This window comes from Robertmurraya phoenicis (assembly GCF_047302285.1).
In the GTDB taxonomy this organism is placed as follows: Bacteria; Bacillota; Bacilli; order Bacillales; family Cytobacillaceae; genus Robertmurraya.
In genome coordinates, this window is sequence record NZ_CP154845.1 from 3,139,729 (window position 1) to 3,161,325 (window position 21,597).

17 protein-coding genes are annotated in these 21,597 nt (G+C 37.2%); 9 read left to right on the forward strand and 8 right to left on the reverse strand.

Annotated features, from left to right (window positions below; genetic code table 11):
- The first annotated feature begins 242 nt into the window (after window positions 1–242).
- Together AA0X71_RS15670 and AA0X71_RS15675 are read left to right on the forward strand one after the other, a co-directional pair.
- On the forward strand, window positions 243–1,829 hold the full coding sequence (locus AA0X71_RS15670) for an L-lactate permease (protein WP_413356235.1): 1,587 nt from the start codon (window positions 243–245) through the stop codon (window positions 1,827–1,829).
- A gap of 110 nt (window positions 1,830–1,939) precedes the next feature.
- Window positions 1,940–3,697, forward strand: a complete 1,758-nt coding sequence (locus AA0X71_RS15675) for a B12-binding domain-containing radical SAM protein (RefSeq protein WP_413356236.1) — start codon at window positions 1,940–1,942, stop codon at window positions 3,695–3,697.
- A 39-nt stretch (window positions 3,698–3,736) separates the two neighbouring features.
- Here the strand turns inward: AA0X71_RS15675 and AA0X71_RS15680 are convergent, their stop codons facing one another.
- Window positions 3,737–3,874: a hypothetical protein gene (locus AA0X71_RS15680; RefSeq protein WP_413356237.1), complete on the reverse strand. Its 138-nt coding sequence runs from the start codon at window positions 3,872–3,874 to the stop codon at window positions 3,737–3,739.
- Complete coding sequence (locus AA0X71_RS15685) at window positions 3,875–4,036, reverse strand: hypothetical protein (RefSeq protein ID WP_413356238.1); 162 nt, start codon at window positions 4,034–4,036, stop codon at window positions 3,875–3,877.
- A gap of 139 nt (window positions 4,037–4,175) precedes the next feature.
- Between AA0X71_RS15685 and AA0X71_RS15690 the strand changes: the two genes are divergently transcribed.
- A complete protein-coding gene (locus tag AA0X71_RS15690) occupies window positions 4,176–4,514 on the forward strand; it encodes a DUF3905 domain-containing protein (protein WP_413356239.1) in 339 nt (112 codons plus the stop codon).
- 11 nt (window positions 4,515–4,525) lie between these two features.
- On the opposite strand, the gene AA0X71_RS15695 is transcribed toward AA0X71_RS15690, so the two are convergent.
- Window positions 4,526–5,881, reverse strand: coding sequence for a TrkH family potassium uptake protein (locus AA0X71_RS15695; protein WP_413356240.1), 1,356 nt, complete (start codon window positions 5,879–5,881; stop codon window positions 4,526–4,528).
- 186 nt (window positions 5,882–6,067) lie between these two features.
- Here AA0X71_RS15695 and AA0X71_RS15700 point away from each other — a divergent pair, with 186 nt between their 5' ends.
- From AA0X71_RS15700 to AA0X71_RS15715, 4 genes are all read left to right on the forward strand, one after another.
- Entirely contained in the window at window positions 6,068–7,168 is a 1,101-nt protein-coding gene (locus tag AA0X71_RS15700; RefSeq protein ID WP_413356241.1) for a CdaR family transcriptional regulator, read from the forward strand.
- Window positions 7,169–7,351: 183 nt separating this feature from the next.
- Window positions 7,352–8,764, forward strand: coding sequence for a glycolate oxidase subunit GlcD (gene glcD / locus AA0X71_RS15705; RefSeq protein ID WP_413356242.1), 1,413 nt, complete (start codon window positions 7,352–7,354; stop codon window positions 8,762–8,764).
- A complete protein-coding gene (locus AA0X71_RS15710; protein ID WP_413356243.1) occupies window positions 8,761–10,083 on the forward strand; it encodes a (Fe-S)-binding protein in 1,323 nt (440 codons plus the stop codon). The genes glcD and AA0X71_RS15710 overlap by 4 nt, the downstream gene beginning before the upstream one ends.
- A 166-nt stretch (window positions 10,084–10,249) precedes the next feature.
- Window positions 10,250–10,447: an alpha/beta-type small acid-soluble spore protein gene (locus tag AA0X71_RS15715; RefSeq protein WP_019153040.1), complete on the forward strand. Its 198-nt coding sequence runs from the start codon at window positions 10,250–10,252 to the stop codon at window positions 10,445–10,447.
- 60 nt (window positions 10,448–10,507) lie between these two features.
- Here AA0X71_RS15715 and AA0X71_RS15720 read toward each other — a convergent pair whose 3' ends face one another.
- The 5 genes from AA0X71_RS15720 to AA0X71_RS15740 form a co-directional block, all read right to left on the reverse strand.
- On the reverse strand, window positions 10,508–11,602 hold the full coding sequence (locus AA0X71_RS15720; protein WP_413356244.1) for an anti-sigma factor domain-containing protein: 1,095 nt from the start codon (window positions 11,600–11,602) through the stop codon (window positions 10,508–10,510).
- Between the two features lie 14 nt (window positions 11,603–11,616).
- Complete coding sequence (gene sigI / locus AA0X71_RS15725) at window positions 11,617–12,369, reverse strand: RNA polymerase sigma factor SigI (RefSeq protein WP_413356245.1); 753 nt, start codon at window positions 12,367–12,369, stop codon at window positions 11,617–11,619.
- 276 nt (window positions 12,370–12,645) lie between these two features.
- Entirely contained in the window at window positions 12,646–15,933 is a 3,288-nt protein-coding gene (locus AA0X71_RS15730) for an efflux RND transporter permease subunit (RefSeq protein ID WP_413356246.1), read from the reverse strand.
- Between the two features lie 257 nt (window positions 15,934–16,190).
- Window positions 16,191–17,573, reverse strand: coding sequence for a Na+/H+ antiporter NhaC (nhaC, locus tag AA0X71_RS15735; protein WP_413356247.1), 1,383 nt, complete (start codon window positions 17,571–17,573; stop codon window positions 16,191–16,193).
- 153 nt (window positions 17,574–17,726) lie between these two features.
- Window positions 17,727–19,307 carry a peptide chain release factor 3 gene (locus AA0X71_RS15740; RefSeq protein WP_413356248.1) on the reverse strand — a complete coding sequence of 527 codons (1,581 nt, stop codon included), beginning with the start codon at window positions 19,305–19,307 and terminating at the stop codon, window positions 17,727–17,729.
- Window positions 19,308–19,583: 276 nt separating this feature from the next.
- Between AA0X71_RS15740 and AA0X71_RS15745 the strand changes: the two genes are divergently transcribed.
- Complete coding sequence (locus AA0X71_RS15745; RefSeq protein WP_413356249.1) at window positions 19,584–20,450, forward strand: metal-dependent hydrolase; 867 nt, start codon at window positions 19,584–19,586, stop codon at window positions 20,448–20,450.
- A gap of 65 nt (window positions 20,451–20,515) precedes the next feature.
- Window positions 20,516–21,577 (forward strand): aromatic acid exporter family protein, encoded by a 1,062-nt coding sequence (locus tag AA0X71_RS15750; protein WP_413356250.1) that lies wholly within the window; start codon window positions 20,516–20,518, stop codon window positions 21,575–21,577.
- Window positions 21,578–21,597 lie beyond the last annotated feature (20 nt).

The window sequence follows — 21,597 nt, forward strand, 5'->3', positions numbered from 1 at the left end:
AAAACTGTTGAAATATGTCGACGTAGCAAATATAATTTGAAACATCTAGTCATCAGATGACCATATCATCTTGTTATAAGAGGTTTTGAAAACGATTACTATTTTGACAAAATGATATCTATGAATTTTACAGATGAAGACTAGAAGGGGAATGTTTAAACGAACTAAACTCACCTTATCGCTATAAATGATAGCGTTCACATGGTGAAATTCGAAATGACTTAGGAATGGGGAGATTGGGGATGTTACTACTTGTTGCACTAAGTGCGATTATCGCACCGTTTATTTTTTTAGTTTTATTTAAAATGCCTGCCATTAAGGGAATGTCAATTAGTGCTATTATCGTTATTTTGTTAGCGCTTACTACTTGGGGTATGGATTCAAAAGTCATTCTTTCATCGATTTTCCAAGGTACGCATAAAACTTTCACCATACTTTGGATTCTTTTTGGAGCATTAGTACTATTAAATACATTACGTAATACTGGAGCCATCACAAGAATTAATCAAGGATTTCAATTTATTTCAGCGGACATGCGTGTCCAAGCAATAATTGTCGCATTCTTATTCGGTGCTCTTATAGAAGGTGCAGCAGGATTTGGTACTCCAGCAATGGTTACTGGACCTCTCATGATCGCCTTAGGTTTTAGACCGATCGCAGCTGCAACCATCGCTTTAATTGCAGATAGCTCATCTGTTATGTTTGGTGCAGTTGGTACTCCAGTTGCTGTCGGTTTAAGTAATATTCCAGGTGCTGATACAGCATTTTTTAATGAAATTGGTCGAACTATTACTCTCTTAGATCTTGGTGCTGGAACTTTCATTCCACTTATTCTCGTAAGTATCCTAACTAGCTTTTTCGGAGAAAGAAAGAGCATAAAAGATGCTCTTCCAATGATTCCATGGACATTGTTAATTGGAATCGTCTATACAAGTTCAGCCTATTTATACTCCGTATTATTCGGTCAAGAATTCGTTTCTATTTTAGCTGCTCTAACTGGCTTAGTGGTTGCAGCATTAACCGCTAAAAAAGGCTTCCTGCTACCAAAAACAGAATGGAAAGAAGCGATGAAAGAAGGCTTCAAGGTTGATACGTCAAAATCAAGCATGGGACTTGTAACGGCGTGGTCTCCTTATTTAATCGTCGTTCTACTATTACTTGGAACTCGTATTCTACCATGGTTAAAGGAATTCACGACCACAACTATAGACCTTTCATGGGTTGGAATATTAGGTATTGACTCAATCAATTCAGATTGGAAGTTTCTTTATTCGCCAGGAACGATTTTAACAATTGCAGCGATTTTAGCGTTTATCATTCAACGTAAATCAACAAAAACCTTTACAAAAGCAGCAAAGGATTCATTGTCTTCTATGAAGACAACGTCTATCTCACTTATTGCAACTCTAGCAATGGTTCAGGTTTTCAGTAATTCCGGTTTGAATTCAAATGATCTTTTAAGTATGCCACAATACATCGCAACAAGCTTTGCAGATAACCTTGGATTTATTTGGATTTTCGTTGCTCCTTTCCTCGGTGAACTTGGTGCTTTTATTACTGGGAGTGCAACGGTATCTACTCTAACGTTCTCACCTATTCAGTACAATGTTGCAAACCAAATAGGTCTTGATGCAAATATTGTGTTAGCTGTTCAATTAATTGGTGCAGCTGCAGGTAATATGATTTGTGTTCATAACGTTGTAGCTGCTAGTGCGGTTGTAGGTCTAGCTGGTAAAGAAGGAGAAATTATTCGTAAAACGTTAATCCCTTGTATTATTTACGGATTATTAGCGGGATTAGCAGGATTCATTGCTCTATCCCTAATATAATAGAAGAAAGATGATGCCTGTCGAAGTTTATTCGACAGGTATTTTCTTTTTAATGTATACTAGTAAAGTTAATTATCTTCGAAAATATCTCAAGGAGTTAGTGTATAAAAATGAAGATTATCTGTACTACTTTAAACGCTAAATATATTCATACCAATATCGCGATTCGTTACCTCAAGGCATATGTCATGCCTGAATTTGATGTTGATATCGTTGAGTTCACGATTAAAGATCCGACTATTAATATTGTGACCGACCTTATTCAAAGAAAGCCTGACTTGATAGGCTTTAGCTGTTACATTTGGAATATTGAAGAAACCATAAAAGTGATCAAAATGATTAAAAAAATAGATTCCTCTATTCGCATTGTCTTCGGAGGGCCGGAAGTCACCTATGATGTAGTTGAATGGATGAAAAAAGTTCCCGAGGTCGACTTTATTGTCATCGGTGAAGGGGAAGAAACGTTTAAACAGCTTCTTCAACAACTATATAATGAAGAAAAAAATTATACAGAAGTTAAGGGAATTGCTTATCGTGAGGACGAAAAAATTCGTATTACGCCACAAAGCAATAAAATTGAATTACGTGACCTCCCTTCTCCCTTCAGGTTTGAAGAAGATATTCCCCATTTAGCGAAAAGAGTCACTTATATTGAAACAAGCCGTGGCTGTCCGTTCAGTTGTCAATTTTGTCTATCCTCGATCGAGGTCGGTGTTCGATATTTTGACAGGGAAAAAATAAAGGATGATATCCGTTATTTAATGAAAAATGGAGCAAAGACGATTAAATTTGTTGACCGTACTTTCAACATTAGCCGAAGCTATGCACTAGAAATGTTTCGTTTCTTAATTGATGAACATGTAACAGGAACCGTTTTTCAATTTGAAATTACCGCTGATATTATGCGACCAGAAGTGATAGAATTTCTCAATCAAGAGGCTCCAAAAGGGCTATTCCGATTTGAAATTGGTGTTCAATCAACGAATGATTTCACCAATGAGCTCGTGATGAGAAAACAAAACTTCGAGAAACTAACCCGTACGGTTACAATGGTAAAAGAAGGCGGGAAAATAGATCAACATTTAGACTTGATCGCTGGCCTGCCTGAGGAAGATTATTTTTCATTTCGTAAAACCTTTAATGATGTCTTTGCCTTGAGACCAGAAGAACTTCAATTAGGGTTTTTGAAAATGCTTCGCGGTACGGGGCTAAGAATTCGTGCTGATGAACATCAATATATTTATATGGATCATTCTCCATATGAAATTCTTGGAAACAATGTTCTATCCTTTCAAGATATCATTAAAATTAAGCAAGTTGAGGATGTGTTGGAGAAATACTGGAATGATCACCGGATGGACCATACGATAGAATACCTCGTAAAGCACTTCCCTACTCCATTCGATTTCTTTCAAGAATTCGGGGCGTATTGGGAAAGTCAAGGATGGGCGAAAATTGGTCATCAATTAGAAGATTTATTTAAGAGACTACATCAATTCCTACAATTTATCGAGTTCGAGAATCTCGAAACAGTCGTTGGATTAATGAAAGTTGACTATTTATCAAAGGCCAAATATAAGCCAAGAAAACCATGGTGGGAGCCAACGTTGGATAAAAAAGAAAGAGCTGAAATTTATCAGGCCATTCTTCAGAACCCATCCATCATAGGACAAAGCTTTGAGGACTTAGGTTTAAATGAAAGAGAGCTCTATAAACATACCCTTGTTGAGGAGTTGCCATTTGATTTAGACGGATACTTAAAATCAGAAAAAATTGAAACAACCAACACCGTCATGCTTGTTCATTTTGATCCAGTTCAAGAAAAATCGAGCTTCTTCAATTTGAAAAGTGAAATTAAATCTTCTTAAAGTGAAAATGAACACCCGGACTGTAACCGGGTGTTCATTTTATTGTTTCTTCTTACTCCCAACATCTTTCTTCTCTCTACTTGCGAAAGGAACTTCATAGTTTTTAGCAGCGTTTACCTCTCCAAACTCATTTCCAAATTCCACACGACTAGCGTCTTTCGCCCTTTTCTTGCCCATTTATTTTTTCCCCTTTCGTCCTTTTTTAGAATTACGATTAAAGCCTTTCATATCGTTTTCGCCATTAGCAAATTCTGCAGAGAATTCTGTTTCTTCTATATTTTTCTTTGGTGTTCTACTATGCTTTTCTACAGCATCAAACTCAGCTTTTCTTTTAGCCATCATGACTCCTCCTCTTTCGATTTCATACAAGCTTATTATTTTCATTATTGGAGAACCTTACACTTCCTAATATTTCATCCATATTCCAATGTAATTAGGAAAAATTATAAATAAATAGCCTACAAAGGAGTGAACGTACGTGAAGAAAAAGCTCAAAAAGATATCCATTGATGAAACGATGCCCCATCAAATCAGTTCGCCAAACTTTAAAGATACAAATATAGAGATGGAGCCACCATTTATTAATGATTACGGTGTAGTCATTGGAGATAGTCAATATTCATCTGAGCAATCTCCCCTTGAACAATGGAGTGATGAGATAGATCCAGCGATTATGTCTGGCGAAGAATGGATTCACCCAACGAATGATATTGGTTGGAATACTCGAGAAAACAGAGAGTTAATTGAAAGCCAAAAAAAGCCTAATGCTTCCCCGTTTATGCACCCATCAAAGGATGTCAGCTACGGGAAAGATTAGGTTTAAATGAGTTAGCCAATAATGACTCTTTCTTTTGGATAATGGTAATTAGTTTTTTCTTCTTTCCCACCAATCATAAAGAGAAAAGAAAGAAGTCCAATTCTACCGATAAACATCAATATCATAATGACAATTTTTCCAAATGAGGACAGGTCTGAAGTAATTCCCATCGACAGACCTGTCGTACCGAAAGCGGAGCATATTTCAAACAATAGCTCAATTAAGGAATGTTCCTCCGAGATCGATAAAACGACAAGGGAGGTACCGCAAAGTGCGAATGCAAGCATGGTTACTGCTAATGACTTTCGAATATCGTCCTCATGCAGTTCTCTACGGAATATTTTGATATGTCGATTCCCTTTGGCAAAATGCCATAGGTAAAGAATATTTAACGCAAATGTCGTGGTTCTGATTCCCCCTCCAACGGAGCTTGGAGACGCTCCTATAAACATTAAACCACTCATCACGATTAAGGTCGCTTCTGAGAACGTACTTACATCGATCGTCGATAGTCCGCCACTTCTAGTCGATGCGGACTGGAAAAAGGCATAGAAAAAGGATTTGTGCCACGTTTCACCCGCAAAGGCATACTTCCACTCCAATAATAGAATGATGACTGTTCCAAAAATAAGCAATACGAGAAACGTTAAAGACGTCAATTTAGCAAATAAAGAAAAGCGAAATGCTCGTTGATGTTCCTTTCTTACTAAAAACTGTTTTACTTCTATCAGTACAGGAAAGCCAATAGCACCTAGTGTAATCAAAATAATATTGATAAGTTGTACAAAATAATCTCCGGCATAGGGCTCTAGTGATTGTCCTGTAATGTCAAACCCACCATTTGTCGTTGAACTTATAGAAGCAAATAGACCATGGAAAAAAGCTTCTTGCCAGGTTGAAAAATAATTTAGGAAATACACACCTAAAATGATCGTTCCAATCAACTCAATTAAGAGAATGATTTTTAAAATATCTTTTATTAAGTTGACCAGTCCTGCTAGACTGGTTTGGTTTTGGTCTACCATAATCAAACGTCGTTCTTTTAGTCCAATCTTGCGTCCAAGTAACAGCCAAAAGAAGGTCCCTAACGTCATAACTCCTATTCCTCCGAATTGAAGGATAGCCATTAAAACGACCATACCAAACGTACTATAGGTCTCTGAGACATTAATTACCGTTAAACCGGTAACACTTACAGCACTTACTGCTGTAAATACGGAATCAATGAAGGGAATTTCAATCCCTTCCTTATGTACAGTAGGAATCCGTAGTAACAGGACGGAGATCGTAATCGCTAAAGCGTAATAGCCGACAATGACCTGTGCTGGGGTTAGTTTTTTTAGAAAATACTTAATATTCGTCCACATTTTTGTTCCTCTTTATCTAATTTAATCGATTAAATTAGGTAATCGACCTATCTATTCCCCTATCATAAAGAAATTTGTCCTATATTTAAAGCATTTACGAAAAATTTCCCAATATAACTTATTAAATATCTTTGTTCTGTCACCATAATAGAAATCGATTATACTTAAGTTAGGGGGAATGAGAACATGCTATACATAGAACTTGCAGAAAAGATCGTATCTGAAGTAAGAAGATTATTAGATGAAGACATTATTGTCGTTGATACAAACGGAATCATAATCGCCAGTACAGACCATAAAAGGGTTGATACTTTTCATGAAGGGGCACTCCTTGCCTCTCAAAGAAAGGAAAAGCTCATTATATCGGAAGAAGATCAAGTCGTCTTAAAAGGTGTGAAAGCAGGTATTAATCTACCGATTTTCTTTCAAGGAAATGTTGTGGGAGTAATAGGAATTACCGGAAACCCTGAAGCCATCTCCCCTTTTGGAGAAATTATCCGCAAAATGACAGAGCTCCTTATTAGTGAAAGCTACTACACGGAACAGTTTGATTGGCAATCACGTTCAGTCGAAGCCTTTCTTTTAGACTGGTTCTATTTAAAAGAATGGAATGAAAGTTTTATCGATCGTGCTCATCTATTGAATATCGACATGAGCATCAATCGCCAGGTGATGATTGCAGAAGTGACGCAAAACTCCGCTTTCTTACATCGCGATGTGTGGTTATCCATTTTATCTTGGCATGAGAAAGGAAAGTCTGAAGTCATTTCCAGATGGGGAAATAATCGTATTATCTACCTCCTTTGTCCGCAAAAACAAAAATCAAATTATAGTCGCAATAAAGCAAAACGTTTTCAGCAATTTTTAACAGAAATTTTGAAAACCGGTGTTTCTCTTGGAGTAGGATTAACTATCTCACCGACTGAAATTAATCAATCGTATCATCAAGCGATAAGAGCACTTAACGCATGTAAAACAAATCGCAATCTTGTTTTTGATGAAGATCTTGCCTTGGACATGATCCTAGATGAAATAAGTCAGCAAACAAGAGATGATTTTGTTCAAAGGACGATTGAACCATTGCGATCAGATGAGGAATTAGTGCTTACGTTAATAACATTAATTGAAAATCATTTTTCACTAAAAAATACTGCTCACGCGTTACATATTCACATTAATACCCTTCATTACCGCCTAAAAAGAATTACGGAGATTACAAGTTTAAATCCTCGTAATCTGGATGACTTATTTGTTCTTTATTTAGCCATCCAGTTTTTAGATAACTGAGCCGTTCAAATTAGAGCACTCAATCCATATGGATAAATAAATAAATAGATATTTCTAGTTATTTTTTGTAGAAATATACATAGAAGATTCCCCCTCTATTTTTTATACTTATAGTGAGTATATAGCTTTACATTAAATTGTAAGCGTTTCACAAACTAATATAGTGATGGGGGAAACACTTTTATGATTAACGAAGATATTAAGGGTAGGATCATCTCCATTGTCGGGGCTGAAAACTTCGACGATAGCAAGGTTGGCCGACTTACTTATTCTTATGATGCTACGCCAAATTTCCAAGCTCTTCCCGACGGCGTCGTAAGCCCTAGAAATACAGAGGAAGTTGCTGAGCTTGTGAAAATTTGTAATGAGCAACATATTCCAATTGTTCCTCGAGGTTCAGGCACTAATCTATGCGGTGGTACTTGCCCTACAGAGGGTGGAATTGTATTTCTTTTTAAACATATGAATCAAATTTTGGAGATTGATGAAGAAAATTTAACGGCTACCGTTCAACCTGGGGTTATTACCCTTGACTTAATAAAGGCTGTTGAAGAAAAAGCATTGTTCTTCCCTCCTGATCCTGGTTCCATGAAATCCTCTACACTCGGTGGCAATATCAATGAAAATTCTGGTGGATTGCGCGGGTTAAAATACGGTGTTACACGGGATTATGTGATTGCACTAGAAATTGTTCTAGCTAATGGCAGTATCATCCGTACTGGTGGAAAGCTTGCTAAGGATGTAGCAGGATATGATTTCACAAGACTGTATGTAGGTTCAGAAGGAACGCTTGGCATCATTACAGAGGCTACTTTAAAGCTTGTACCAATTCCCGAGACGAAGAAAACGATGTTGGCCCTCTACGAAGATTTAGAATCAGCTGCAAAAACTGTTTCTAAAATCATTGCTAATAAAATCATTCCAGCTACTCTTGAATTTTTAGATCAAGCAACTTTAAGAGTAGTGGAAGATTACGCAAAAATTGGTCTTCCAACGGACGCAAAGGCAGTTCTTTTAATCGAGCAAGACGGTGCACCTGAAGTTGTAGACAGAGATATTAAGAAAATTGCTGACATTTGTACAAAAGAGAATGCCGTATCTGTCCAAATCGCAAAGACAGTAGCTGAAGCTGAAAGCTTAACAACCGCTCGTAGAACAGCCCTTTCTGCTTTGGCCCGCTTAAAACCAACGACCATTCTTGAGGATGCAACGGTTCCTCGTTCCCAGGTTGCCAATATGGTAAAAGCGATCAATGAAATTGCCGTCAAATATGAATTAAATATTTGTACATTCGGACATGCCGGAGACGGAAATCTTCATCCAACTGTCCCAACAGATGCTCGAAATAAAGAAGAAATGGAACGAGTTGAGAAAGCGTTCGAGGAAATATTTGAAAAAGCAGTAGAGCTTGGGGGCACGATTACTGGTGAACATGGAGTAGGAATTATGAAGGCTCCATATTTAGAGCTAAAGCTTGGTTCAGACGGAATTGCTGCGATGAAAGCAGTGAAAGCAGCTCTAGATCCGAATAATATTATGAATCCTGGAAAAATTTTTGCCAAGGATAGCAGAAAACGCGTGGTGATTGGACAATGACAACAGGGCAAGAACAACAAGTGATCCAAGATCAATTTAAGAATCGCATGGACGAAGATGAATTATTAAATTGTATGCGCTGTGGCTTTTGCCTACCTAGCTGTCCAACCTATATTACTTCTGGCTACAAAGAATCTCACTCTCCTAGAGGAAGAATTGCCTTAATGAAGGCAGTCGTAGATGGTTTAATTGAACCTGATGAGGATTTTGAAAAATCCCTCAACCAATGCCTTGGCTGCAGAGCGTGTGAGCCTGTTTGCCCTTCCGGGGTTAATTATGGTCATTTGCTTGAAGAAGCTCGTGATATTATTAATCAAAATAAGCGCCACTCGTTACCTGTACGTACAGTAAGGAAAGTCGTTTTCGAAGGATTATTTCCACATCAGAATCGGATGAGAAACTTCACTGGTTTATTAGGATTCTACCAGCGTTCAGGCCTTCAAAAGGTAGCTAGAGCGACTGGTGTTATGAAGCTTTTCCCTGAAAGCCTTGCATCGATGGAACGTGTACTACCAAAGGTTCCAACGATGAAAGAAATGAAAAATCGGCCTCAATTTTTAGCTGCTGAGGCTCCTAAAACAGCAAAAGTTGCTTTTTTTACAGGCTGTTTAATGGATACAATGTTTCTTGAAACCAATAATGCAACGATGAAGCTACTACAGCTTGCTGGTTGCGAAATTGTCATTCCACAGGACCAAAATTGCTGTGGTGCCCTACATGGACATAGTGGAGAAAAAGATGGTTCCAAGGAACTTGCGAAAAGAAACATTCAAGCATTCGAAGATCTAGATGTTGATTATATTATTACGAATGCAGGTGGCTGTGGTGCATTTCTAGTCGATTATGATCATCTCTTAAAAGATGATCCCATATGGAAAGACCGTGCTCTTGCTTTCAAAAACAAAATTAAAGATATTTCGCAAATTCTATTTGAAGTAGGTTTCCACGAAAAGGTTAAATTAAAACTTCCATATCAAATTGTAACCTATCAAGATTCCTGTCACTTACGCAATGTGATGAAGACTGCATCAGCTCCGAGATCGCTTTTAGAAGCTATCGATGGTATCGATTTTAAAGAAATGAAAGATGCCGATAGATGCTGTGGCTCAGCTGGTATATATAATATTGTTGAATCGGAAATGTCAATGCAAATTCTCGACTATAAAATGGAGCAAACAAAAGCAACACATGCCACAACAGTCGTAACAGCCAATCCTGGATGCTTATTGCAAATGAAGCTAGGCATTGAAAGAGAAGGCTTAAATGAAAAAATGCGCGCCGTTCATATTGTTGATTTACTAATGGAGGCTGTACAATAAGTATTTTGCCCAAAAAGAACTGATTTTTTTCAGTTCTTTTTTTATAGTTTCATTTCGAGTTTCTTGACAAATTTACCACTCATGGATTTGATTCCATTTCAAATACTATTTTTACAGGGATTTATTATCCCTTATTTTAAAAAACATTAAAAAGGAGTTGAGAAGAATGGCAAGAAGTAGTAACAAGCTTTTAGTCCCTGGAATTGAACAATATATGGACCAAGTTAAATATGAAATCGCTCAAGAATTTGGTGTGAATCTAGGTTCCGATACTGTTTCAAGAGCGAACGGATCTGTAGGTGGAGAAATTACAAAACGACTTGTAAAACAAGCACAGTCTCAACTTTCTGGTCAGCAAAAGTAACAGAAAAATTTCATATAAATGGAAATGAGTCCGACACAGATTGTCGGACTCACTTTACATTTAGCGTTCATTCTTTCCATTGTGGGGATTCTGGCTATTCCCCTTTTTCCAGTTATTGTTTCTATCATTGTTTTTGAAATGGTTATGACCCTGACCATTATTCTTATAATTGCCTTTATTTTGCTTATGACTATTATTGTTTTTATTATTCCATTTTTCTGCGTTGTTATGGTTTTTATCCCAACCACTATTTTTACCATTGTTAGACTTATCCGTACTTTTATCTTTGTTGTTCTGATTTTTTACTTTGTTTTGATGCTTTTCCTGAACATGTTTAGGAGGACCTTGCTCATTATTTTTTTTCTTGTTTTGGCTTCTTTCATTCCATTTACCAGGATTATTTGGTACTCGGGATTTTGAAGGGTTTTCCGTCAATTCTTTCTTTACTTCTTGTTTAGGTTCCTGCTTTTGATTCTGAGTCTGACTTTTCTCTTCAGCAGAAGGTTTTTGTTCTTTTTTCTGTTCTGAAATTAACTTTCCAGTCGTAACCCCATTTTCGATGGCGATTTCTCGCTCTTCTGAAGTCGCTTCATAAGAAGTTACTTTCGCTTGTTCTTCTGAAATTGTTTTTTCTAATTCATGAATCGTTTTTTTTATTTCTTCTTCTGTTTTTTGTTTTGATTCGCCTAAATGAACAGTACCGATCACAATTTCTTGCTCTTTTTCGATATACCCTTTTTCTTTAATACTGTTTAAAATATTGGCAGTTACTTCATGTATGTCCTTATGTTTCCAATTTCCCATTTCTTCAACAATTTCTCTTCCTTCTTCATTATAAGGAATGAGTTCAATTACCTTTAGAGCATCATTAAAGCCAAGTTCAATACTTGGATTAATATCAATGCTCATATAGGCATATACTTCATTCTGATTCAGTGGGATAAATGTAAAGATGGCAAACAAACAAGCCACTGCAAGGGCTACTATTGATTTTCCTTTTAACGTCTGAAAAAAAGTAAAAGGTACGCCTTTTCTTTTCTCAAAGATAGGAATAGGAATTTCCTCACCTATATCATGTTGCTTTCCATCGCTTGAAATCTTTAAAAACTCACCATCAGGGGTTAATAATGTTAAAAAACGTCCATTCTTTTCCATTATGATACCTGTTCTCACGTTTCCAACACCCCTTTTATATAGTCTTTTAAATATAAATAATCGCCGATCAATATTAAAGAAATAGCCATGATATATTTGCGGTTTCTTTCAATCGTTTTTCTACTCACTTGTACCGCTTCTTCAAGCTGTTTAATGGGCAACTTCTTTTTTTCAAGTAAAAATTGTTTTAACTCCTCTTGTTCCACTAAAGTTTGTGCGACCTTCATGGCATTTTTCCTTGCATCCGCATGTTTAGGAGAATTTTTAACGAGTTCATCAAAAGAAAGCTCATATTGTTGTAAAATCCCCGCAAACTGGATAATTTCATTTTTTCGATTGGTTGCTTCAGTTTTTCTTTGATAATCATCGATGGAAAGCTGAGCTTCAACAGAGGAATGTTGGCTATCCTCTTCTTGTTCATCATTTATTTGCAAACTTATATTTTTATATTTTGATTGTGAACGAATATAGTCAATAACCTTTCGCTTGATCAGTACGTCAGCAAAGCTCAATAGAGAGCTTCCTTTGGAAGGGTTATATTTTTGTAAAGCTTCATTGAACGCGATTAAGCCAATACTAAATTCATCATCCGTTTCTGTAATGTATCGCTTACAGATGGATGAAACTGATTTTGCAATAAAAGGTTTATAGGTTTCGATCAGTTCGTTTTGTAAAGTTTGGTCGCCCTGCTGTATGGATTGTACCTTTTCTTCTAATGATTGTTTTTTCTTTTTTGCCAAAAATAATAAACCAAACAACAGTCTCACCCCTTATAGATCACATATAATATAATACGATACATATGTCCATTTTTTAAGGGTTAGGATTTGGAAATATTTACCGCGAATCAATCGGGTATGATTTATTGTTATTGGCTGGTGAATCCAAACAGGGACTAATCGTTATCTGTTTTATCACCTCATAATTGTTCAGTGGCCACTGTTAATATAGAAGTACGATTATCCGGATAATATTTATGGGGGCTGTAATTTCTATTTGAAAAAAAAGATGACCTCATATGGTCATCTTTAAATACATGCAGATTAGACATCTTCCTCTTTATCTTTTTTCTGCTCATCTTTATCACTATCGTTCACAAGCTTTAAAAGCTCTTCCAGCATGGAAGCCATATCTGCTTTGCTATATTTTGCCGAATCTGTACTTGGCAGCTGTTCTTCCATTTCTTCAAATTCGTCTTCCTCTTCTGCTTTTTCAACTCTTTCCTCTAATAAATAAGCAGGAATTAAATGTCCTTCAGGCGTTGCATACATTTTATTTAATTTTCTCGTTTCCTTATCAAAAAAGCTATAGACAATTGGAATTATAAATAGAGTTAGCAGCGTACTGCTAATAAGGCCCCCGATAACAGCAATTCCCATTGGTTGCATGATTTCGGCCCCTTCCCCGATTCCGATGGCCAATGGAATTAAACCTAAAATTGTGGTCACTGCTGTCATCAGAATCGGCCTTACTCTATCCTTTACCGAAACAACGATCGCGTCATAGGTTTTTAAGCCACTTTCCTTTTTCTGATTTATATAATCAACAATCACGATCGCATTATTAACAACAATTCCAGCTAAGACGATTATGCCAATCATCGCCGTTAACCCTATCGGTGTTCTTGTTAAAGATAAGGCAATCGCTACACCAATGACCATTAACGGAACGGTAAACAATATGACAAGAGGATATTTCAACGATTCGAACTGAGCAGCCATCACAATGTAAATTAATACAATCGCTAAAGCTAAGGCCATAATTAAATCATCCATCGTTGATTCTAGTAAGTCTCGATCACCGCTATAAACAATTTCCGTTTCTTCATCCAAATCAAGATCAGCTATTTTCTTATCAACCTCTTTAGACATATCCCCTAAATTGGTCGTGTTTTTGTATTTTACAGTAAATTGAACGGCATTTTGTTGGTTGATTCTTTGAATATGGACAGGACCTTTTCCTCTTTCAATGGTAACCACTTGGTCCAATGTAATATAGTTCCCATCTGGTTTTTTGATTAAAAGACCTTCTAATTGTTCTAAATCTTGGGTAACCGCTGGATCATATTCTACAAATACCCCGTAAATATTCCCTGATTCATCTACCATTTGGGTCGCCTGGCTACCTCGAGTTACATCATTCACTACCATGGCAATTTGAGCTGGTAGGAGCCCTTCATCAAAAGCCTTTTCACGATCAATGGTCATCTTAATTTCTTCTAGTTCGTCCATTAAATCAGTCGTTAATTCAGTGACATCATCTAATCCAACAAGAGCTTCATAAATGTGATCGACCGATTCGTTTAGACGGCCTTCATCTAAATCTCTGACACTGAAAGTTAATGTATTAGGACTAGACCCTGTAGAAGACTGTAGATTAAAAGAAACTTCTGCTGTGTCATTGACAGAATGAGCTGCCCTTTCCACGTCTCGTTTAATTTCATCAACAAAGTCAAAGGTCGAAGTCTCTCTTTCCTCAAGAGTTTTCATTTTTACATAAAGTTCGGCAATATTGGCATTTTTTGTTCCTCTAAAGGAGCCCTCTTGTGTCGTTCCAACTAGACTGACATAAGTTTCAACGTCATCATGACCCTGAAATTTCTCTTCTATCGCATCTATCACTTTTTCTGTTTCCGTTAATGCAGTCCCATTCTCCAATTCAACTCTGACCGTGAAGTAGCCTTCATCTGTACTTGGAATAAATTGTGTTCCTACAGTTGTCAGCCCATAGCCTCCAACTCCCAAAAGTAAAAGAACAATAAGCAGAACAGCAGCCCGATGACGAAGTGACCACTTAATCGACTGTTCTAACCATTTCATGGAAGAAGAAGTTTGTCTTTTTTCTTCATAATTATTTTTAGGTTCCTTTAACCATCTGCTAGCCAACATCGGCACTACCGTTAACGCAACAACTAATGATGCAAACAAGCTAAATGAGATCGTTAAAGCAAACTCGGTAAATAGCTCACCAATAATTCCGGTAATAAAGACAACTGGCAAAAACACCGAAATCGTCGTTAAGGTGGAAGCGATGATCGCCGGTCCTACTTCCTTTGAGCCATCTCTAGCAGCTTCTTTCGGGTCCTTTCCCATTGATAAATGGCGATATATATTTTCAATGACAACTATGGCATTATCTACAAGCATCCCAATCCCTAATGCAAGACCACCTAAAGTCAGGATATTTAAGGTGAAATCCGAAAAATACATCAGAACAAATGTGACAATGACCGAGTAAGGAATGGCAACTCCAATAATAAGTGGACTCTTCACACTTCTCAAAAAGAAAAAGAGCACGATCATTGCGAGTAAGCCACCCATGATCAAGGTTGTCGTAATATTACTTATCGCTAATTGAATATAGTCCCCTTGGTCAAAAAGAACATCAGATTTAATCTCCTCATATTTTTCCCTTTCGAGAAGCTTGTCCAATTCTTCAGTAAAACTCTTTGATACAGCTGCTGTATTGGCATCTGACTGCTGCATCACACTTAACAACACTGATGGCTTTTCATTCGTTCTCGTAATCGTGCGATCATCAGCGTTCACAAGCTCAACGCTACTTACTTGAGAAAGAGCAACCTTCTCTCCATTTTGTGGATTCACCGCTACAGTCAGATTTTTCAAAATATCAATCGAATCAATTGTACTGATAATTCTAGTGGTCAACTCTTTCCCTTCCGTTAAAATGGTGTCCCCTGGCATGGAAATATCATTTGAGCGAATCACATCGACGATATCACCTTGACTTAGACCATACTCCTGTAATTTTTCCTGATTTATTTCAACTCGAACTTCTTTAATCGTTGTCCCTGAAAGATTGACACTGGCCACACCTTCAACCTTGGAAAGTTCTAATTGCAACTGATCAGCCAATTCTCTCAAACTTTCTTTATCTGTATCTGAGCTAAGGGAAAGTTGAATAACAGGAAGCTGTGAAGGGTCGAATTTCATAAATCTGGGCTTCCCGACATCATCTGGAAGCATCACCCGATCCAATCTTTCTATGACATCACTTTGAATATCATCAATATTTGATGTCCAAGAAAATTCCATCAATATTAAATTGGCCCCTTCCTGTGAGGTGGACGTCATCGTCTTAATCCCAGGAAGTGTTGCTAATGTACTTTCAAGAGGTTTCGTTACTTTCTCCATCACCTCTTCAGGGCTAGCTCCTTCATATGAAGTGACAACCACACCAATCGGAGGATTAATATCTGGAATGAGCTTCAACGGAATATTCAATAATGAAACGGCTCCTAGAATAATAACAAGTAGCATCGTTACAAGTGTAAAAACTGGACGCTTAATCGAAAAATTACTAATTTTCAATGACAAAACCCCTCTCTCGTGCAGACCATAATATAATGATTTCAAAAAAATTTTTTCAATTCAATAGACTTATGTAAATAGTTGGTATTATAAGGTTTCATATAGAATCTACTTATAACTATATAGAAGTCATTTTTTCAATGCAAGCAAGGAGAAACGCATGAATTTCACAATCCTGTGACACTGAATTACCATAATAAAAAACAGCCAACCATGAGGGGGTGGTTCAATCCACTTCATAGTTGGCTGCTTTACTATCATGATTTCTTTACAATCGTTAAGCCCGTAAAGCCGTAGAATAATGTGATCAAAGGACATAGTAGGCAGAAGAAAGTAAATGGTAAATAGTCGATAGTAGAAACACCAAGTACTCCTGTTAAATAGATCCCACAGACACCCCATGGAACAAGTGGGTTAATCACCGTACCTGCATCTTCTAATACCCTTGATAAATTCTTCAAATGTAAGCCTGCTTTCCTAAAGGGCTTTTCGAATGTATTACCCGTTAAAAGGATCGATAAGTACTGCTCGCCTACTAAAAAATTTGTTCCGATCGCCGTTGCTACCGTTGTTGCAAAAAGAGCTGGAACTTTGTAAAAAAGCTTTGACATCCCGTCTAATAACGCTGGAATGACGCCTAATTTAAAGAGGAGACCTCCAAGCGCTAAGGCAAGTAGTACTAATGAAATAGAGAATAGCATACTTTCGATCCCACCTCTGCCTAATAGCTGATCGATTTCCTCGATACCACTATCCATTTTATAGCCTGAAAAAAGGAGTTCCATCATCCCGTTGATACTTAAATTTTTCTGAACGACAAAGGCGACAATCAAAGACGAAATAATTCCAAATGATAAGGTAATAATGGCTGAAACGCGCTTGATTGCTAAAATCGCTAAAATCACAAATGGTACTAATGAGTAATAATGGACAAGGTTTAGTTGCTGTAACGTCTCTTTTAAACTTGTAATTTTTTCAAAGCTTGCCGGTATTTCCTGAGGCGATAACATCGTAAAGAGAACAAGTGAAATTATAAAAGCTGGAATGGTAGTCCACAGCATGTTTTTTATATGTTCGAATAGATCAACCTTCACAACCGTGGATGCAAGATTCGTAGTATCAGATAATGGGGACATTTTATCTCCAAAGAACGCACCAGATATAATCGCCCCTGCTGTTATAGGAAGTGAAAGTTCTAAAGCACTGCTTACCCCGATAAAAGCTACACCAAGGGTTGCCGCTGTCGTTAATGAGCTCCCAATACTTATTCCAACAACGGCCGTTACAACAAACACGACACTATAGAAAAAATCTCCGTTTACTAACTCTAGCGCAAGATAAATAAAGGTTGGGATTGTCCCGCTAGCCATCCAGCTACTGATTAACATTCCAATAAAGAAAAATAGCATAACCGCCCCTAATCCTGATTTCGCCCCTTCGATCATGCCATTTTCTAATTCCTTAAGGCTCACACGCTTGAGCATGCCGAAGAGAAGCAAAAGAAAAATGGCTAGAATAATAGGAATATGAGGAACAGCTTCGTATCGAATGATGGAAACACTTATCCCTCCTAAAATAATGAGCGTCATCATACACGCTTCTATCGTTGTCAATTTAATAACAGGTTTGTCTTGATTCATGAGTCTGTTTCCTCCGAGTTTTACAATTACATATATTTTCGCACTTAAACGCTTTTTAGCGTTAAAGTAAATATTGCTATTTTAATATAAGTTTTATCCTTCTTCTTGTCAATAAAAAAAAACGACTCCACAAAATGAGTCGTTTAAGAGCTATTATTGATAATCATCCATCGGGTTATATAATTGGATATCAGGATTTTTATCTTGGAACCATCGTAAGGCGAATTCATTTTCAAATAGGAATGCCTTTTTATCATAGCGGTCTTTTACGAGAATACTTCTCGCAGCAGATAGGCTTTCATTCACTTCTTCATTTTCCACCCAACGGGTAATTTTTGAGCCTAGTCGTTCCATGATGACTTCAACATTGTATTCATTTTTCATACGATGCTCAAATACTTCAAATTGAAGCTGACCGACTGCACCTAATAAATACTCTTCAGTTCTTACATTACGGAATAACTGAATCGCGCCTTCCTGTACGAGTTGCTCAATCCCTTTATGAAAATGCTTCTGTTTCATGACGTTTTTAGCTGTTACTCTAACAAATAATTCTGGTGTAAACTGAGGCAATCTTTCATACTGAAATTGATTTTTTCCAATCGTTAACGTATCACCAATTTGATAGGTGCCTGAATCATATAACCCGATAATGTCTCCACTAACGGCTTCATCCACTGTGCTTCGATCATCCGCCATAAATTGGGTAGACTGAGCTAGCTTCATTTGCTTTCCGATTCTTGGGATATTAACCGTCATTCCTCTTTCGAATTTTCCGGAACAAATGCGTAAGAACGCGATTCTGTCTCGATGCGCAGGATTCATATTCGCTTGGATCTTAAAGATAAATCCAGAAAAATCTTCAGACAACGGCTCAATTTCTCCTTCTGATGAATTTCTTGGTTGTGGTGCAGGTGCAAATTGCAAATATGTTTCTAAAAAGGTTTGCACACCGAAATTAGTTAAAGCACTCCCGAAAAATACAGGAGTCAATTCTCCATTTTCAATTCTTTCGCGGGAAAATTCATTACCCGCTTCGTTCAGTAGCATAATTTCTTCAAGCGTTTGATCGTATAAACCAGAATCTTTAAGCGGATGCTCTCCTTCAATTTCTCCCTCTTCGTTTAGAGTGACATATCGTTTATCCTCATCTACTCGAAATTGCTCAATTCGTTTATAAAAACGGTCATAAATCCCAAGGAATTCTTTCCCCATACCGATCGGCCAGTTCATCGGATAAGATTCAATTCCCATCACTTCTTCAAGTTCTGCAAGAAGCTCAAGTGGTGCTCTTCCTTCCCGATCAAGCTTGTTTATAAAAGTGAAAATAGGAATTCCTCTCATACGACAAACTTTAAAGAGCTTCAAAGTCTGCTCCTCAATCCCTTTTGCCGAATCGATAATCATCACGGCACTATCGACAGCAGTTAATGTACGATACGTATCCTCACTAAAATCTTGGTGTCCAGGTGTATCCAATATATTGACGCGACGATTTTGATATTCAAACTGCATCACACTGGAGGTTACGGAAATTCCACGTTGCTTTTCAATCTCCATCCAGTCACTGGTTGCGAATTTCCCTGTTTTCTTTCCTTTTACCGTACCAGCATCACGAATTGCGCCACCAAATAGTAATAACTTTTCTGTTAACGTCGTTTTCCCTGCGTCTGGGTGGGAGATAATCGCAAAGGTACGCCGGGATAAAACCTCTTCTTTAAAATCTTTAGCCATAAGTGTTTGAGTCCTTTCCAATCGAATAACATTTCATATTTTGGCTTTGGTTAACTGTTGATTTTTAGCTCTTGTCTGTTGTCATGAAAACTAAAGTGAACCAAAAATCGTGTTTTCATCCATCATATTGTTTAACGTAGCCAATAATTTAAAACAAAGCATTTATTTCATTGTATTTATTAAATTCCTGCAACGATATATTATATCAAATAGTTGCTTTTTTACATAGTGTTATCCAATATAATAAGTACAAACATCAAATAAGTAGGTGAATACATGGATACGATTACGCATACTTTGTTTGGACTTGCATTGTACGGGACGATTGACAAGTCTAAATTTGATTCTAGAACGAAGAAAGCCTATTTAACGACCACCGTTGGTGCCAGTTTAATTCCTGATATCGATGTGATCTCACAAGCTTGGGATACAGAAGGTCTTTATCAAATGTGGCATAGAGGGATTACCCACTCCATCTTTTTAACACCTTTTTGGGCTCTTTTTTTCTATTTAATAGCGATTCTCTTATTTAAAGTCAAAGATATACGGATATTTTTCCTCGGTTGGTTAGCAGTAATTATACATAACACAAGTGACTTATTTAATGCTTGGGGAACCGGATATTTAGAACCTTTTTCATCATTTAGAATTACCTTTGGTACGATTCCAATTGTCGATGTTGTTTTTTGGATCATACTAGCAATTGCATTTTTCTTATCTAGAAAAAATAAGCACCGCTCCCCTTTTTATTTTCGAGCGGCTTGGGGATTTATTGTTCTCCACCTTATCATCCAAACGACTCAAGGTTACATCATACATAAAGATTACAAAGACGATTATGAGCAGATCGCGTTATCAGCTGACTTTATCCCATGGAACTTCACTGTCATTACAAAGTCAGAGGACGAGGTTATTCTTTTTCACGATAATCTATTTAAAGAAAAAGAACAACTTTACACGCTAACATCATCAGAGGATGCAGATTTAGAGCAATTATTCGCTGAGAAACCAGCGGCAAAAACGCTTGTTGAATGGTCCCCATTTGTCGTCATCGTGGCCGATGAAGAGCGGATTGGCGTTTACGATCCCCGTTTCTATCGCAATGGTCAATCGTTTTTGTTTGAGTTTATTGAATCGAGATAATAATGGAATAAGAGGATCAGATGTTATCAAATATTTCCGATGCCTCAAAAATAAGGAGTTACAAAATGCCATTTTCAAAGTTTTTAGGGGGAAGAATTTTAAAAACAGGAATTGCTGTCTTCATTACAGCTTTTATCTGTCTAGCACTAGAATGGCCAGCCATATTTGCTGTCATTACGGCGATCGTGACGATTGAACCTACTGCATCTGATTCAATCAAAAAGGGGATCATTCGATTACCAGCTTCTGTCATCGGCGCTGCCTATTCCATGCTCATCACCGCTTGGTTCGGGAATACGGCACTTACCTACTCCCTTTCTGCAATGCTGACCATTATTACTTGTCATAAACTGAAGTTGGACGCAGGAATCCTTGTTGCAACCTTAACAGCCGTGAATATGATTCCATTCACACACGACCATTTTTTTGATAGTTTTCTTGTCAGATTAGGGACAACTACGATTGGTTTAGCGGTCTCAACCGTTATCAATTTGATTATATTTCCCCCACATTACTCAAAAATGATTGTTCATTCGACAAGTGATTTGATAAAAAATACAGGAGAACTGCTACGACAGGTATTTGTAGAGGTTCCAAAGGTTAAAAAGAAACGTGATACATTAAATCTCTTTCAGCGCATTTTAAAGGACCTTGATAAAGCTGAACAACTCTGTCAATTTCAACGGCAGGAATGGAAGTATCATAAGCATTCAGAGGATGATATGAGGAAGGTTCATTATGAACATAAAAAGCTTCTCGTGTTAAGACAAATTCTCTTTCATATCGGGAATATCATTCATGCTCCCATCGACAATAGTAGTCATAAAATTAATGAAAACAAAGACATTACAGATGCAGTGGTCTCGATTTCATTGATGTTAATTAAACGAGAAAACGAAGAACATCAAGAGCATGAGGCATTAATGAACAAACTTTTGAACTATTTTTGGGAATTGAAAAATGAGCATACAGATGTATCTTCCAAAGCGAGCCATTTTACAGCTGAAACGATGATTCTATTTGAAGTTGTTGCAATTAATGATCTTGCTGAAGAACTTCACCTTATTGAACAAACCGAAAGAAAAAAACACCATCGAACGCTTGGGACGAAATCGTTAGACCAATAAAAAGAAGGCAAGCTCACGCC

Coding starts and splice junctions, on each gene's coding strand:
- AA0X71_RS15700 (WP_413356241.1), top strand. CDS start 6,068: ATGCTATACATAGAACTTGCAGAAAAGATCGTATCTGAAGTAAGAAGA.
- AA0X71_RS15675 (WP_413356236.1), top strand. CDS start 1,940: ATGAAGATTATCTGTACTACTTTAAACGCTAAATATATTCATACCAAT.
- AA0X71_RS15670 (WP_413356235.1), top strand. CDS start 243: ATGTTACTACTTGTTGCACTAAGTGCGATTATCGCACCGTTTATTTTT.
- AA0X71_RS15685 (WP_413356238.1), bottom strand. CDS start 4,036: ATGGCTAAAAGAAAAGCTGAGTTTGATGCTGTAGAAAAGCATAGTAGA.
- AA0X71_RS15720 (WP_413356244.1), bottom strand. CDS start 11,602: ATGGAAAAGAATGGACGTTTTTTAACATTATTAACCCCTGATGGTGAG.
- AA0X71_RS15745 (WP_413356249.1), top strand. CDS start 19,584: ATGGATACGATTACGCATACTTTGTTTGGACTTGCATTGTACGGGACG.
- AA0X71_RS15695 (WP_413356240.1), bottom strand. CDS start 5,881: ATGTGGACGAATATTAAGTATTTTCTAAAAAAACTAACCCCAGCACAG.
- nhaC (WP_413356247.1), bottom strand. CDS start 17,573: ATGAATCAAGACAAACCTGTTATTAAATTGACAACGATAGAAGCGTGT.
- AA0X71_RS15750 (WP_413356250.1), top strand. CDS start 20,516: ATGCCATTTTCAAAGTTTTTAGGGGGAAGAATTTTAAAAACAGGAATT.
- AA0X71_RS15680 (WP_413356237.1), bottom strand. CDS start 3,874: ATGGGCAAGAAAAGGGCGAAAGACGCTAGTCGTGTGGAATTTGGAAAT.
- glcD (WP_413356242.1), top strand. CDS start 7,352: ATGATTAACGAAGATATTAAGGGTAGGATCATCTCCATTGTCGGGGCT.
- AA0X71_RS15740 (WP_413356248.1), bottom strand. CDS start 19,307: ATGGCTAAAGATTTTAAAGAAGAGGTTTTATCCCGGCGTACCTTTGCG.
- AA0X71_RS15710 (WP_413356243.1), top strand. CDS start 8,761: ATGACAACAGGGCAAGAACAACAAGTGATCCAAGATCAATTTAAGAAT.
- AA0X71_RS15715 (WP_019153040.1), top strand. CDS start 10,250: ATGGCAAGAAGTAGTAACAAGCTTTTAGTCCCTGGAATTGAACAATAT.